Genomic DNA, 13,995 nt, shown 5'->3' with positions numbered 1-13,995 from the left:
GCGTGCCGGGCGGCCGTCTCCTACGCCCTCCATGGCGGACGACCTCGGGGTTGAGGAAGATCCTTCCGCCAGTAGCGATAAGGATGATCTTGGGGCTGGTGCCGTGGTGGCCGGTTGAGTCGGCGTACGTTGTGCGGCTGTGCCTGTGGGGTTTCTGTCCGATGACCAGGTGGCTGCGTACGAGGGGTTCGTGGCCACACTCGCCGCACGTCGTTCATCGCCCGCGAACGCCGACCGGGAGAAGGATCTTTCGTGAAGGACGCGCTACGACCCTGACACGGGCGCACAGTGACGGCCCGTCACTGTCCGTTCATCCGAGAGTTAGTGCTGGGGACTGCCTGCGGACGCAGATCGCGCACCGATTAGTTTTCCGCGCCGCGCCCGTCTGTACGTGTGAGATCGACCTACGGGAGGCTGGCACGATGCGGAAACTGACCTTCGGCATGAACGTGACCCTGGACGGCTACATCGCCGCTCCCGGCGACGACCTCGGCTGGAGTGGGGGTGAGGGACCGGACTCGTCATCGAGCGATGAGCTGTTCCAGTGGTGGTCCGACCGGGTGGGGGCGACGGGCCTGGCGCTGTATGGGCGCAAGCTGTGGGAGGCGATGAGTCCTCACTGGCCGACCGCCGACCAGCAGCCCGGCGCCACACCGGCGGAGATCGAGTTCGCCCGCCGCTGGCGGGACATGCCGAAGGTGGTGTTCTCCTCGACGATCGACAAGGTCGACTGGAACACGCGCCTGGTCACCGGCGACGCGGTCGCCGAGATCACCCGGCTCAAGGCCGAGGACGGCGGCCCGATGGACATCGGCGGCGCGACGCTTGCCGGGGCGGCCATGCGGGCCGGGCTGATCGACGAGTACGTGCTGGTCACCCGCCCGGTCCTGGTGGGCGGCGGCACGCCGTTCTTCCCCGCGTTGGACACCTGGGTGAACTTGAACCTGGTCGAGACGCGGATATTTCCCGGCGGCGTAGGGCTGACCCGATACGAGACGAGGCGATGAGCACGGGCCAGCTGCCCGGCTCGTAAGGCCAGGTCGAAATCCTTCCTGGCGTGCTCACCATGATCCTCGGCTGTGAGGGAACCTTCCCCGGGCCCTTCCTTGCGTTCCGAGTGAGCTGTTGACCGACTTGCTGGAGATGAGCGACGACGGCGTCGTTGATTGTGACGATGTTCTTCGGGCATAACGCCGCCCCGCCGGCAACGCCGGCGGGGCGGCGTTATGCGTTGTCGCCTTGGTGTTCAGCTGGTCGGGGTGCTCATTTCGCGGTGACTTCGGTGACGGTGGCCCGTGCGCTGGACTCGTCGACGATGGGGACGTGGGTGATCACAGTGTCGCGGGCAGGTCCAGCCATGGTTTGTCGGTGGCGTCGAATCCGGTGAGTTCGGCGACCTTCCCGTCGACGATGTGCAGGACCGCGATGTTGAACAACCGGTACTCCGGGTCGTTGGGGGTGCGGAGGTACAGCACGGCGGCAGGCATGCGGTTGACCGTCGTGGTGATACAGCGCCAGTCGTCGTAGCCGGGCTGGAAGAGCCCACCGGAGACCCAGCCGTCCACCGCGTCCTTGGCCGTGATGACCGAGGTGCCCGCCTCGGGCAGCATTACGAAGCGCAGGTCGTCGCGCAGCAGGGCCATCAGCCCGTCGAGGTCGTTGCGCTCATGGGTGTCGATATAGGACTTCACCACAGCGCGCTCGTCGTTCGACAGCTCGTGCGTGGCGGGGCTCCGCCAGTCGAGGCGGCGGGCGGGCAGCTGCTCGCGCATCGTCACGCGCGCCCGCTGCAGTGCGCTGGTCACCGATGCGACGGTCAGCTCGAGGGCGTCGGCGGCCTTCGACGCCGGCCAGCCGAGGACGTCGCGCAGGATGAACACCGCCCGCTGCCGCGGTGGCAGGTGCTGGACGGCAACGATGAAAGCCAGCTCGACCGTTTCCCGCGCCACCACCGATTCCTGCGGGTCCTCGGGGAGCATCCGGTCGGGGTACGGCTGGAGGTACAGCACCTCGGAGCCGACGTCCGCCAGCTCGGACGGTACGGGTGTGCGGTCGTTGCGCTTCTCCAGGAAGTCGAGGCAGGCGTTCGTCGCGATCCGGTACAGCCAGGTCCGCAGGGCCGCGTGGCCCTTGAACGACGCCCGCTTGTTCCACGCTCGCAGGAACGTCTCCTGCGTCATGTCCTGGGCGTCCTCGTAGTTCGCAAGCATCCGGTAGCAGTGCACCTGCAACTCACGCCGGTGACGCTCCGTGATTCGTGCGAACCGCGTCGTGTCACCTGAGCGGACCGCCGCGATGAACGTGGCCTCGTCGGCGCCCGGCAGTCTGGCATCGGTCATGGTCAGCAATCCTTCCACCGGTGCGAGGAAACAGAACTGACGACGTGGCGAAGGATCTCTGATCGGTGAAGCCGCTGACACCGGGCCGTAACCACTCAGCGGAACCGATCGACGGTGACAGGGATCATCCCCTGCTGCCGCATCTGGGTCGTCAAACCGCGCAGCAGCACGCCGACCGCCTCATCACGATCCCCGAGAAGATCGCAGGTTACGTCCAGCCCCCATGCGGCACCCGCAGCGACCCGGCGCAGATCCCAGCGGAAGGCGTCGCCGGAGACCTGACGGCGTACCGCGCCCAGGATGCGCACCTCGGGCTCCGCGAGGTCGCCGGTGACCGGCATCTGCCACGCCTCACTGAGTGCCGCGAGGCCGTCCGGGCTCAGCTCGTCGGCGAACAGGATCCGGTAGACACGCGTCTCGCGGAACCCCGGCCTGGGCTCGGAACCGCTCAACCGCAAGGCGGACGGCGGCTGAGCTGGAGGGGCGCCAAAGCACGCCCGCAGCGCGGGCTCGTCCGGCAGGTCGGCGCCGCAAAGGTCCCGGTAGAACGCCGCCGCCGTTGTCCGGCCGACGGGCGTCACTCGCTTCCGCAGCGCGGCGTCGAGGCGTAAGCGCCGACTGGTGGCCGACGCGTCGCGCCAGCGGCCCTCCGACCGGCTCCAGCCACCACTCACCAGCCCGGCTGAGGAGTAGTCCGCCGCGAGCAGGAACTCCTCGGCCAGCAGCCCTTCCGGCACGCCAGCACTGTCGTAGATCACGTAGTAGTGCAGCGCGGGAGAGGAGTCGGCTGCCTGCCGCACAAAAGAAGTCGTCGTCACACGCCGATTTTCGAGCAGGGCGGCGTGCTGCAGGTGTCCGGCTCGCCGAAGGCTTCGGCAGCCCCTCGCCAACTTGCTCGCCACGAGTCCGCCACCTACACAGCGCGCTCGCCAGTATCGCCGAGAACCGACATGGGAACTACGGACGGGCCTTCCTGGGTGGGGACGCACCCTTCATCTGTTACTAGATTACTGGTAATAGTAAACCAGTAATCAGGTGGGACGAAGGGTGCAAATCGAGCAGACACCATAATGACTGTTATGTGCGACCGTCGAGGCGCCAGGCAAGGGGCGGCTGCGGTCGGTCAACTCTTGGTGGACGATCCGCTGGTCATGGCTGGAGCGGCTGATCGTGTTGGACGCTGACCCGGATGTTGTCGCGGGCCCCTCCCAGCCGTTTTGGCTGCACTGGGAGGGGCCCGAGGAACATCGACGACATGTGCCAACATCGACCGGGTTCCTCCCGCCCGGCAAGCACCCGAAGAAGCGAGGACTTGATGAGGGCCGACCACTACGACGGCTTCGCCCAGAGCTACTCGAGAGAGAACGAGTCAGGCCTCTTCAACGCGCACTACGAGCGACCGGCAATGCTCGAACTCGCCGGCGATGTCCGGGGTCGTCGAATGCTCGATGCAGGGTGCGGCTCCGGACCCCTGTCCGAAGCCCTCCGTGCGAGGGGCGCCGTCGTGACCGGTTTCGACTCCAGCCCTGCCATGGTCGAACTGGCGCGAAAGAGGCTGGGTGAGGACGCCGACCTACAGGTAGCCGACATCAGCCTGCCGCTACCGTTCGCCGACGGCGCGTTCGATGATGTCGTCGTCTCGCTCGTGCTGCACTACCTGCAAGACTGGAAGGCACCCCTGTCCGAGCTGCGGCGCGTGCTGAAGCCCGGTGGCCGCCTCCTCCTGTCGGTCAACCACCCCCGCGTCCTCGAGGCGAGCGACCCCAGTGCCGACTACTTCTCCGTCACGCAGTACTCGGACGAGTACACCTTCGGCGACGAGCGCGCGGTGCTGACCTTTTGGCACCGCCCCTTGCACGCCATGACCGACGCGTTCACCGAGGCTGGCTTCCGCATCGCGGTCATCAGTGAGCCTCCCTTCTTACCCGACACCCCACGCGAGCTCCTGCCGCCCGGGCTCGGCGACCGAACAGCTTTCATCTGCTTCATCTTCTTCGTCTTGGAAGCACACTGACGGCGGCCGTGCCTATGTCCACGATGGAAGCCGAGATGCCTCGCCGGGCCGGCCAGCACTGACGCTCGTGGGACTTGCGCCACGAAGGCGACCGCCAGCAGCAGTCAGCGACTGAGCAGGTAGCGCCGGGGTGTGGTGCCGACCGTACGGCGGAAGGCCGCCAGAAACGCGCTCGCCGTGGCGTACCCCACGCTGTGCGCCACCCGCGATACCGGCTGCCCCTCGGCCAGCAGCGGCAGGGCGGCGCGCAGCCGTACCTGCGTTCGCCAATGGTCGAAGCTCATGCCCGTGTCGCGCACGAACAGCCGCGTCAACGTCCGCCGGCTCACGCCCGCCGCGCGGGCGTGAGCCTCCAGGCCGCGCGGGTCGGCCGGGTTCGCCAGCAGGGCGGCCGCCACTACCCGGACACGCTCGTCGGTGGGTCGCGGTACGTCGATGGGCCGGGTGGGCAGCGGGCGCAGCAGGTCGGGCAGCACCGCCTCGGCGCGCGACCGCGCATCGTCGGTGAGGTCGGTACGGGCCAGGTACCCGATCAGCTCGGCCAGCAGACTGTCGACGCCGACCGCCGTGGGCTCGGGCCAGTCCAGCGGACAGCGCTCCGGCGCCAGGTAGAGGCTGCACAGCACCGCGTCGCGGGTCGCACCGGTCCTGTGGGTGACGCCCGCGGGCAGCCACAGCGCCCTGGTGGGCGGCAGGACCCAGTACACCTCGCCCACCCCGACGCTAAGGACGCCGCGCCGGGTCCAGGCGAGCTGGTGGTGGGTGTGACTGTGCGGGGGAATCCACTCTCCCGAGGCCAGCGGGAAGTGGCCGACGATGATCGCGCCCATGTCCTCCATGCGATACAGCTTGGCCTCGTCGCGGATTGTGGCCAAATGCGGCGGGTCATAGCGTCGTCAGGTGCCGATGATCGTGTTGTGTCTTGTCCAGTTCATGCTCGTGCTCGATGACACCGTCGTGAACGTGGCCCTGCCCAGCATCCGCGATGAGCTGGGCTTCAGCGCGTCCGGGTTGCCCTGGGTCGTCAACGCCTACTTCCTGGCCTTCGGCGGGCTGCTACTGCTGTGCGGCCGGATGGCGGATCTGCTGGGCCGCCGCCGTGTCTTCCTCATTGGCGTGGCGCTGTTCGGCGTGGCCAGCCTGGCCTGCGGGCTCGCGCAGGAGCCATGGCAGCTCGTGACCGGGCGGTTCGTGCAGGGCGCGGGTTCTGCGATGGCCAGCCCGGCGGCGATGTCGATGATCATGTTGCTGCATCCGGGGCCGGAGGAGCGGGCCAAGGCACTGGGCATCTGGGGCGGCATCGCGGCCCTGGGCGGAACCTCGGGCCTGGTGCTGTCCGGAGCGCTGACCGACCTGGTGTCCTGGCGCGGGATCTTCCTGATCAACCTGCCCGTCGTCGCCGTGGCCCTGGCGCTGTTCCCCCGCCTGGTTCCCGAGTCCCGCGTCCCCGGCCGGCGCCACCTCGACGTTCCCGGCGCGGTCCTGGTCACCGGTGCCGCAGTGTCGCTGGTGTACGGACTGCTGCGGGCCGGTGAGACCGGCTGGAGCGATCCGATCGTCATCGGCGCCGTCGTGCTGTCCGCCGCGTTGGCGGTGGCGTTCGTGGTGGCAGAGTCGCGGGCGGTGGCGCCGCTGGTGCCCAGGTCGTTCCTGGCCTCGCGGACGCGGGCGGTCGCCAACGGCGCGACCCTGCTGTTCTCGATGGCGATGTACGCGATGTCGTTCCTGCTGATGATCCAGGTGCAGACCGTTCTGGGGTACAGCCCGCTCCTGGCCGGCATCGCCTACCTGCCCTACGGCGCCGGCATCCTGGCGGGCATGTGGCTGTCCTCCCGCATCTCGTTCAGAATCGGGACGCGCTGGGCACTCCTGCTGGCGTTCCTGGTCAACATCGCCGGCCTGTTGCTGCTGTCCGGGGTGGGGGCGGGCGACTCCTACGCCGTCCACGTCCTGCCCGGCATGCTCATACTGAGCGTGGGCAACGGGCTGAGCCTGCCCGTCATGGCCGTAGCCGCGGTCGACGGCACCACCGAGGAGGACGCCGGTCTCGGCTCGGCCCTGTTCACCTCCGTCCAGCAGATCGGCGGCGCCGTCGGGGTGGCCGCGCTGGCCATCATGGGCTACTCAGGCGGGCTCACGGCGGGCGCGGTCTGTATGGCGCTCGGCGCTGTGCTCATCGTCGTGCTGCTGCCGGCGCGTGCCAGTGGCCCACGGCAGCCTGCTGGACATGGAGCCGGCGGCCGGAGCACCCCGACAGCCGCTCCCCGGTGAGGATCTGGGCCACCCCGTCCGTGCACCAGGACGGCGCAGACCTGAAGGAAGCAGGGTCCTCCGGCCGCCAAACAGCGCACGGGTCCTCATGCATGGCGTGGCCCACGCCGTTGCCGCCGTGGTTCTCCATCAGGCCGTACCCTCGGAACCGGCCGATGGCGTGGGCGACGTCGTCCATTCTGGCGGGCAGCGCGGGGCGGGTCAGGCCCGTGCGCCGCCGAGACCGAGCAGAACGGCGAGGCCCAGGGCGCTGCGCGGGGCGTACGGCACCCGCCACAGCCCGCCGTGCGCCGCACCGTACGCCTCGTCCTGCCACGGGTGTGGCAGCGCCGGGCCGCCGCCGGTGCGCAGGTCGTGCACCAGGAGCGCGGCCATCAGCGTGTTGCTGGTCGCCGGGTCGAACACCTCGATGCCGAAGCGGTGCGCACCGGCGTACGCGGCGGCCAGCGCCCGGTTGCGCAGCACCGAGCGGGTCCGGGTGGGCGGGGCGACCGTGAACGACACCGTCGCCCCGGCGTCCCGGGCCGCCGTCGCCCGCCACCGCTGCATCCGTTTCGCCAGCGCGTAGTTGGGGCCCTGTTGGGGGACGAGGCTGTCGTTGACGCCCGGGTCGACGCCCGGCGGGTAGTTGCGGTGCAGGAGCCTGCCGCCGGAGGCCACCCGCAGCGACCGGCGGACGATGCCGCGCGCCGCATAGCCCCGTTCGGCGTGCTGTACCGCGTCACCGGGAACGGCGAAGACGTCGGTGGGGGTGGCCAGGAACGCGAGCGCCACGTCGTCACGGCGGTCCTGCAACCGGACAGTGAGCGCGTCGACCGCCGTGGCGACCCGGACGTTGGTCGCACCGTCGGCATAGACGTAGTTGCCGAGGACGAGCCGGCCGTCGACACCGAGCAGCCAGTCGGCCACCTGCGGAAGGTTGTGCAACAGGTCGGCGCCGGCACGGGCGGCCAACGCGTCTTCCCCGGGGTCCGCGCCGGCCGGGACTGGCAGGTGCAGCCGGCCCCCGGAGCGGCGCGTCGTGTGCAGCAGACGCCGCCAGATCTCCGGGCGTGGCAGGTCGACCGCGACGACATCGCCACCCCAGCGCAACACGGACGGCAGCGGGCCCATCTCCGCGCCCGCGCCGAGCACCACGATGCGCTGGTCGCGCAGGTCGAGCCAGTCCGGGTTGGCCATGACGGCACGTACCGCGTCGGCGCAGGACGGCTCGACGACGCCGGCGGTGACCCACGCGTCGAGCCGGCGGCGCAGGTCGTCGCCGCGCAGCCGTTGGCCCCGGTACGGCAGCGACAGTTCGCGCTCGACCTCGCCGGTGCCGGTTACCGTCGCTGTCTGGAGCTGCTCGGCCTCGGTGGGCGTGGCGAACACGTCGCCGAGGCCGATCTCGGTGCCGTCGGCGCGGAGCACCGCCATCCGGCGATGCAGCGAGGCGAGCCCGTCCCGGGCGATCGTCACCGCGGCGTCGCGGGAGAGCAGCCCGGCCTCGACGAGCCGCCGGAAGTGCCCGAGGTATCCGTGCCGCCAGTTCGTCTCGTGTTCCGTCGAGCGCGCACCCACCGGATCGACGGCACGTAGGGCGTCGGCGACGACCGACCGCCCGAGCGCAGACGTACTGCGTCCCGTGTCGGTCTTCGGAAACACCACCCCCGTCGGACCCTCCACGAACTCCGCCCTCCCTCGCCCCGAGCCAACGGTGACACTCTGCCGCACCGGGCCGCGTCGCGCAGAGCCGGCCGCCTCGCGCGGGCGTGTTCAGGCCGGGGCCGGCAGGCACAGCCGGCCGTCGACCATCTCGGCGACCGCGTCGACGCGGTGCAGGTGCCCCCGGTCGTGGGTGACCAGGACGGTGGCGGTGCCACGCTGCCGGGTGAGGTCGGTGACCAGCTCGATGATCGCCGCACCGCGGTCGTGGTCCAACGCGCTGGTGGGCTCGTCGACCAGCAGCACCGCCGGGTCGTTCATCAGGGCGCGGGCGATGTTGACCCGCTGGCGTTGGCCGCCGGAGAGCTGGTGCGGACGACGGTCGGCCTGCCCGGTCAGCCCCACCGCGGCCAGCAGTTCCGCGGCGCGGTCGTGTCCGGCGCGGCGGGAACCGCCGGCGAGGTGGGCGATCACCCGCAACTGTTCGGCGGCGGTCAGCGAGGCGATGAGGTTGGGCTGTTGGAAGACGATTCCGATTTTCTCGCGGCGCAGCGCGGTCGTCTCCCGGCGGCCGAGCCGCGTGGTGTCGGTGCCGGCGACGACCACCGTTCCCGAATCGGCGGTGATCAGGGTGGCGGCCACCGCCAGCAGGCTCGACTTGCCGGAGCCGGAGGGTCCGATGACGGCGGTGGTGGTGCCCGCCGGCACGCTCAGGCTGACCCGGTCGAGCGCGGTCAGCCGGGTGTCGCCGTCGGGATAGGTCAGCGTGACGTCGGCGAGGTCGAGACTCATCGGGCGCTCCCCAGGGCGATCAGCGGGTCGACGGAGGTGATCCGGCGGATGGACAGGGCGGCGCCGGTCGCGCCGAGCGCGATCATCACGGCGGCCGGGAACAGCACGGATCCGGCGGTGAGCGCGAACGGCACCGTGCCGGCTGCCGCCGCACCGATCGTGACCGCGAGTGCGGTGCCTGCGGCCGTGCCGGCGAGCAGCAGCACCAGGGCCTGTCCGAGCGCGTCGCGTAGCAGGTGGCCGGTGCTGGCGCCGAGTGCCTTCAGCACCGCGATGTCCGCCGCGCGCTGGATGGTCCACACGGTGAAGAACGCACCGATGACCAGCGCGGAGATCGCGAACAGCATGCCGCGCATGAGTTGCAGCGACCCGTTCTCGGCGGTGTACGAGCCGATGGCGGACAGCGCCGCCGAGCGGGTGACCGTGTGGGTGCGCAGCTGCCGGTCGGCGGCGGCCAGGTCGACGTCGCGGGTGGTCGTCAGCGCGACGACCGTCGCGGCGTCACCGTCGGCACCGGGGGCCAGGCTCTGCCAGTCGGCCAGGTCGGTCCAGATCACCGGGGTGTGGCTGTGCGAGGCGTCCCCGGCCACCGCGGCGATCTTCAGCGGGCGTCCGCCGACGAACACGGTCTGTCCCGGCCCGGCGCCCAGGGCGTCGGCCGCTTCCTGGGACAGCACGGCCTGCCCGGCGGCGAGGGCGTCGGGCGCCAGGCCCGACCCGGGCGGGACGCCGAACGCGGACAGCGCGGCGCTGCGGTCGCCGACGCTGACCCGGGTGGTGGCGATACCGAGCGGCGCGGCGCCGGTCACTCCCGGCACGGCCTGCCAGCGTAGCCACTGTTCCCGGGTGACGGTCGACTCGGTGAACGAGAGTTTCTGCCCGTCGGCCGGGGCGGAGAACACCAGGTGGTCGGCGGGCAGGTCGGAGATGGCCGAGGTGCTGCCCCGGCCGAGGCCGGCGGTCAGCCCGGACAGCAGGACCACCAGCAGCGTCATCAGCGTGACGACCGTTCCCATCAGGGCGAACCGGCCCTTGGCGAACCGTAGATCTCTCCACGCGACGAACACGATCGCATCGGCCTTCCGGTAGCGGGGGAGGGGCGCGGTGGCGGCCCCGGCACCAACCGTCGTCCGGATCACGGCCGTCGCCATCGCGCCGCCGATCGGGTTCGCGACGTCGAACTGTGTACGTCAGGATCAACCTTTTGGTTGATGGCGGCGGCCGTCGGCGTCCTAGCCTGGACACATCGTGAACCCGGAATCGCTCGCTCGGCCGCTGCGGGTGCTGCGCGTCTGCCTGCACCTGCTGGTCGCGGTGCTCCTCGCGGTCGCCGCCGTACGGGCCCTCGCCGGACAGGGGCCGCAGCGTGCCGCCGTACTCGCGGCGTCGGTGCTGCTGGCCGTCGTCTACGCCGCCGGGGCGGCGCTGCCACTGGTCCGCCGATCCCGAGGCGCCGCGGCGGCGTGGCTGGCGGTGTTGACGGCCGGGTGGCTGGTGCTGCTGGTGCTGACCCCGGACGGGGTGTGGTTCGCGTTCCCGCTGTTCCTGCTGCACCTGTTTCTGCTGCCCACCCGCTGGGGGACCCTCGCGGTGGCGGCGACGACCGTGGTGGCGGTCGTCGGTGTCGCCGCCCATCAGGGGACGCTCACGCCGGGCGCGGTGATCGGTCCCGGCATCGGCGCCGCGGTCGCGGTCGGCACCGTGCTCGGCTACCAGGCGTTGTACCGGGAGAGCGAGCGCCGCCAGCGGTTGATCGAGCAGCTGACCGCCACCCGCGCCGAGCTGGCCACCGCCGAACACGCCGCCGGTGTCCTCGCCGAACGCGAACGCCTGGCCCGCGAGATCCACGACACCCTCGCCCAGGGGCTGTCGAGCATCCAACTGCTGCTGCGTGCCGCCCAGCGGGCCATTCCCGACCAGCTCGACGTGGCGGCCGGCCACGTCGAGCAGGCCCGCCGGACCGCGCAGGACAACCTCGCCGAGGCCCGCCGGTTCGTCCGCGCGCTGACCCCGCCCGGCCTCGACGGCGGCTCGCTGCCGGCGGCGTTGCGGCGGCTGTGCGCCGCGACCGCCGACCGGTCCGGGCTGGCGGTGCGTCTGCATCTCGACGGGACGGCGGTGCGGCTGCCGACCGGTCACGAGGTGGCCCTGCTGCGGATCGCGCAGTCCGCGTTGGCCAACACCGTTCACCATGCCGGGGCGAGCCGTGCCGACGTGACCCTGCGATACCGGGACTCCGGCGTCGTCCTCGACGTGGTGGACGACGGCGCGGGCTTCGACGTCGACGACGCCGGCAGGCCGGGCGGCGACGGAGGGTTCGGGCTGGCCGCGATGCGTGCCCGGGCCGAGGAACTCGGTGGCGCCCTGGCCGTGGAGTCGGCGCCCGGCCGGGGCACCACGTTGGCCGTCAGTTTCGCGTTTCCGGGCACCGGTGCGTCGGGGGCGGGCGCGTGAGAGATCCGATCCGGCTGCTGCTCGCCGACGACCACCCGGTCGTACGCGCCGGGCTGCGTGCCGTCCTCGCCACCGAGCCCGACTTCGAGGTGGTCGCCGAGGCCGCGACCGCCGAGCGGGCCGTCGCGCTCGCCGAACGGGAGCGGATCGACGTGGTGCTCATGGACCTCCAGTTCGGCCCGGGCATGCACGGCGCCGCCGCCACCGCCGCCATCACCGCACGCCCGGACGGCCCCGTCGTGCTGGTGTTGACCACCTACGACACCGACGCCGACATCCTCGCGGCCGTCGAGGCCGGCGCGACCGGGTACCTGCTCAAGGACGCCCCGCCCGAAGAGCTCGCCGCGGCCGTACGCGCCGCCGCCGCCGGCCGGTCCGCTCTCGCCCCGACCGTCGCGCACCGGCTGATCGACCGGATGCGCACCCCCGGTACCGCCCTGAGCCGCCGCGAGACCGAGGTCCTGCAGCTCGTCGCCGACGGGCTGTCCAACCAGCAGATCAGTCTGCGGCTGCACCTCAGTCAGGCCACCGTCAAGACGCACCTGGTGCACGTCTACGGCAAGCTCGGCGTCGACTCCCGTACCGCCGCCGTCGCCGCCGCCAGGGCCCGTGGCCTGATCCGCCGCTGACGGGCCGTGCCGGGGTCCGGCGGCGGCGCGGGTCGGCGGGGTCGGTCGTGACCACCACCGGTCACGCGCTCACCGTGCGCCGGCTCACCTCGTCGTGCGGCGCGGTGAGCCGCCGTACGCCGGGCACGGCGGCGGTGCCCGCGCAGGCGACGAGGACCAGCGCGCTGGCCGTGAGCAGCGGCACCGAGTCGCCCCAGGCCCGGGCGGCGACGGGCGCGAGGGCGTAACCCAGCGGCATCGCACCGAGGGAGACCAGCCAGTCGTACGAGGTGACGCGGGCGAGGACGTGCGGCGGGAACTGGCCCTGCACGACGGTCTGCCAGACCGGGTTGAGATAGCCGAGGGCGGTCAGCGCGACCCCGTAGGCGGCGATGACGAGCGGGGCGGGCGCGGCGACGGCGAGCAGGGCCAGCGGCGCGGCGTAGCTGGCCAGCCCGAGGTTGGCCACCAGCACCGGTCGGCGGGGGTGAATCCGGGCGGCGAGCAGCGAGCCGGCGAGCATGCCGACGGCGCCGGCCTGGAGCATCAGCACCCAGACGCCCTCGCCGCCGAGGCGACGCACCGCGATCGCCGGGCCAAGGGTCGTCAGGACGGCGGCGGCGCCGTTCCACACGCCGTGGCCGAGCAGGCTGGTCCAGAACCAGTCACGGCTGCGGACCTCCCGCCAACCGTGTGCGAGGTCGGCGAGGACGCTCCGTTTCGGCATCGGGACGTGGCGGATCCGGACGACGGTGAGCAGCAGCGCGCTGAGCGCGAACGTCGCGGCGTCGAGGACGAACGCCCAGCCTGGTCCGACGGCCCAGATCAGCGCGCCGGCGAGGGCGGGGCCGGCGAGGCGGCTGGCGTTGGCGGTGACGCCCATCAGGGCGTTGGCCTGCTGCCGCTGGGGCGCCTCGACCGTGCCGGCGACCAGGGGTGAGGCGGTGGGCAGGGCGAACGCGCCGGCGGCGCCACCGGCCGCGGCGGCCACCGCGATCACGGCGAGCGAGGCGTCGCCGAGCAGTTCGACGCCGACGCAGAGTTGCGTGAGGCAGCGCACGAGGTCGGCGATGATCGCGACCCGACGGGCGTCGAGACGGTCGGCGAGCACGCCGCCGAGGGGCAACAGGAGCAGGCGGGGCACCACCGCGCAGGCCAGCACGAGGGCGAGGGCACCGGTGGAGCCGGTCGCCCGGAGCACGGCCAGGGCGAGGGCGGTGGGCACGACGGCGTCGCCGACTGCGGAGACGGTACGGCCCAGGAAGAGCAGCCGGAACGGGCGTACGCGGAGGGGGTGGGTCACCCGGACAATGTAATTCGACGTCGAATCTTTCGACAGCGAATATTTCGGCGTCGGCATAGGCTTGGCGGCATGAGCGACCGTGACCACGTCGACCGGCACGTCGAGCGCTGGCAACCGATCCTGCCGACGCTCGACCCCGACGTCGAAGGGGCAGTGACCCGGATCCAGTTCCTCACCCGCCACCTGCGCGAGGCCAAGGAGCGGACCCTGGTCGGCCTCGACCTGCACGGACACGAGTACGACACCCTGCACGCCCTGGCCGGGCGGGGCGGTCGGGCAGCCCCGTCGGACCTGGCCCGCGACCTGGCGATGGCTCCCGCCTCCGTCACCGCCCGGGTCGACGCGCTGGTCCGACGCGGCTTCGTGCACCGGATTCCGTCCACCACCGACCGGCGGCGCGTCGACGTGGAGCTGACCGAGTCGGGACAGGCGGCCTGGCACGGGGCCATGGACGGGCGGGGCGCCGAGGAGCACCGGCTGCTGGCCGCCCTCGCCCCGCACGAGCGACGGCAACTGTCCGACCTGCTGCGCCGGGTGGTGCTGCGCGCCGATCAGCCGGGCGACTGACCG

The 13,995-nt window shown here is 71.7% G+C and carries 13 protein-coding genes; 6 read left to right on the top strand and 7 right to left on the bottom strand.

Annotation, left to right across the window (positions count from 1 at the left end):
- Positions 1–422: 422 nt before the first annotated feature.
- Positions 423–1,007: a dihydrofolate reductase family protein gene (locus GA0070608_RS25180; protein ID WP_091630945.1), complete on the top strand. Its 585-nt coding sequence runs from the start codon at positions 423–425 to the stop codon at positions 1,005–1,007.
- A gap of 324 nt (positions 1,008–1,331) precedes the next feature.
- On the opposite strand, the gene GA0070608_RS25175 is transcribed toward GA0070608_RS25180, so the two are convergent.
- Together GA0070608_RS25175 and GA0070608_RS25170 are read right to left on the bottom strand one after the other, a co-directional pair.
- On the bottom strand, positions 1,332–2,339 hold the full coding sequence (locus tag GA0070608_RS25175) for an RNA polymerase subunit sigma-70 (protein ID WP_091630944.1): 1,008 nt from the start codon (positions 2,337–2,339) through the stop codon (positions 1,332–1,334).
- Between the two features lie 95 nt (positions 2,340–2,434).
- Positions 2,435–3,157, bottom strand: a complete 723-nt coding sequence (locus GA0070608_RS25170) for a hypothetical protein (RefSeq protein ID WP_245715937.1) — start codon at positions 3,155–3,157, stop codon at positions 2,435–2,437.
- Between the two features lie 497 nt (positions 3,158–3,654).
- Here GA0070608_RS25170 and GA0070608_RS25165 point away from each other — a divergent pair, with 497 nt between their 5' ends.
- Positions 3,655–4,353, top strand: coding sequence for a class I SAM-dependent methyltransferase (locus GA0070608_RS25165; RefSeq protein WP_176733833.1), 699 nt, complete (start codon positions 3,655–3,657; stop codon positions 4,351–4,353).
- 104 nt (positions 4,354–4,457) lie between these two features.
- On the opposite strand, the gene GA0070608_RS25160 is transcribed toward GA0070608_RS25165, so the two are convergent.
- Positions 4,458–5,192, bottom strand: coding sequence for an AraC family transcriptional regulator (locus GA0070608_RS25160; RefSeq protein ID WP_091630941.1), 735 nt, complete (start codon positions 5,190–5,192; stop codon positions 4,458–4,460).
- Between the two features lie 67 nt (positions 5,193–5,259).
- On the opposite strand from GA0070608_RS25160, the gene GA0070608_RS25155 reads away from it, so the two are divergent.
- Complete coding sequence (locus GA0070608_RS25155; RefSeq protein ID WP_091636130.1) at positions 5,260–6,624, top strand: MFS transporter; 1,365 nt, start codon at positions 5,260–5,262, stop codon at positions 6,622–6,624.
- Between the two features lie 201 nt (positions 6,625–6,825).
- Here the strand turns inward: GA0070608_RS25155 and GA0070608_RS25150 are convergent, their stop codons facing one another.
- The 3 genes from GA0070608_RS25150 to GA0070608_RS25140 all read right to left on the bottom strand — a co-directional run bounded on the left by GA0070608_RS25150 (position 6,826) and on the right by GA0070608_RS25140 (position 10,211).
- Complete coding sequence (locus tag GA0070608_RS25150; protein ID WP_091630940.1) at positions 6,826–8,289, bottom strand: hypothetical protein; 1,464 nt, start codon at positions 8,287–8,289, stop codon at positions 6,826–6,828.
- A gap of 90 nt (positions 8,290–8,379) precedes the next feature.
- Positions 8,380–9,060 carry an ABC transporter ATP-binding protein gene (locus GA0070608_RS25145; RefSeq protein WP_091630939.1) on the bottom strand — a complete coding sequence of 227 codons (681 nt, stop codon included), beginning with the start codon at positions 9,058–9,060 and terminating at the stop codon, positions 8,380–8,382.
- Positions 9,057–10,211, bottom strand: coding sequence for an ABC transporter permease (locus GA0070608_RS25140; protein WP_245715936.1), 1,155 nt, complete (start codon positions 10,209–10,211; stop codon positions 9,057–9,059). Before GA0070608_RS25140 ends, GA0070608_RS25145 begins: the two co-directional genes overlap by 4 nt.
- 97 nt (positions 10,212–10,308) lie before the next feature.
- On the opposite strand from GA0070608_RS25140, the gene GA0070608_RS25135 reads away from it, so the two are divergent.
- Positions 10,309–11,514, top strand: coding sequence for a sensor histidine kinase (locus GA0070608_RS25135; protein ID WP_091630938.1), 1,206 nt, complete (start codon positions 10,309–10,311; stop codon positions 11,512–11,514).
- Entirely contained in the window at positions 11,511–12,143 is a 633-nt protein-coding gene (locus GA0070608_RS25130; RefSeq protein ID WP_091630937.1) for a response regulator, read from the top strand. The genes GA0070608_RS25135 and GA0070608_RS25130 overlap by 4 nt, the downstream gene beginning before the upstream one ends.
- A gap of 61 nt (positions 12,144–12,204) precedes the next feature.
- Here GA0070608_RS25130 and GA0070608_RS25125 read toward each other — a convergent pair whose 3' ends face one another.
- A complete protein-coding gene (locus tag GA0070608_RS25125) occupies positions 12,205–13,425 on the bottom strand; it encodes an MFS transporter (protein ID WP_091630936.1) in 1,221 nt (406 codons plus the stop codon).
- Positions 13,426–13,494: 69 nt separating this feature from the next.
- Between GA0070608_RS25125 and GA0070608_RS25120 the strand changes: the two genes are divergently transcribed.
- Positions 13,495–13,992, top strand: coding sequence for a MarR family winged helix-turn-helix transcriptional regulator (locus GA0070608_RS25120; RefSeq protein ID WP_091630935.1), 498 nt, complete (start codon positions 13,495–13,497; stop codon positions 13,990–13,992).
- The last annotated feature ends 3 nt before the right edge of the window (positions 13,993–13,995 follow it).

Source organism: Micromonospora peucetia (genome assembly GCF_900091625.1).
Lineage (GTDB): Bacteria > Actinomycetota > Actinomycetes > Mycobacteriales > Micromonosporaceae > Micromonospora > Micromonospora peucetia.
Note: the sequence above shows the minus strand (reverse complement) of the source record. Positions and strands in the feature narration are given on the sequence as shown.

Coding starts and splice junctions, on each gene's coding strand:
- GA0070608_RS25140 (WP_245715936.1), bottom strand. CDS start 10,211: ATGGCGACGGCCGTGATCCGGACGACGGTTGGTGCCGGGGCCGCCACC.
- GA0070608_RS25180 (WP_091630945.1), top strand. CDS start 423: ATGCGGAAACTGACCTTCGGCATGAACGTGACCCTGGACGGCTACATC.
- GA0070608_RS25120 (WP_091630935.1), top strand. CDS start 13,495: ATGAGCGACCGTGACCACGTCGACCGGCACGTCGAGCGCTGGCAACCG.
- GA0070608_RS25165 (WP_176733833.1), top strand. CDS start 3,655: ATGAGGGCCGACCACTACGACGGCTTCGCCCAGAGCTACTCGAGAGAG.
- GA0070608_RS25145 (WP_091630939.1), bottom strand. CDS start 9,060: ATGAGTCTCGACCTCGCCGACGTCACGCTGACCTATCCCGACGGCGAC.
- GA0070608_RS25175 (WP_091630944.1), bottom strand. CDS start 2,339: ATGACCGATGCCAGACTGCCGGGCGCCGACGAGGCCACGTTCATCGCG.
- GA0070608_RS25155 (WP_091636130.1), top strand. CDS start 5,260: ATGATCGTGTTGTGTCTTGTCCAGTTCATGCTCGTGCTCGATGACACC.
- GA0070608_RS25160 (WP_091630941.1), bottom strand. CDS start 5,192: ATGGAGGACATGGGCGCGATCATCGTCGGCCACTTCCCGCTGGCCTCG.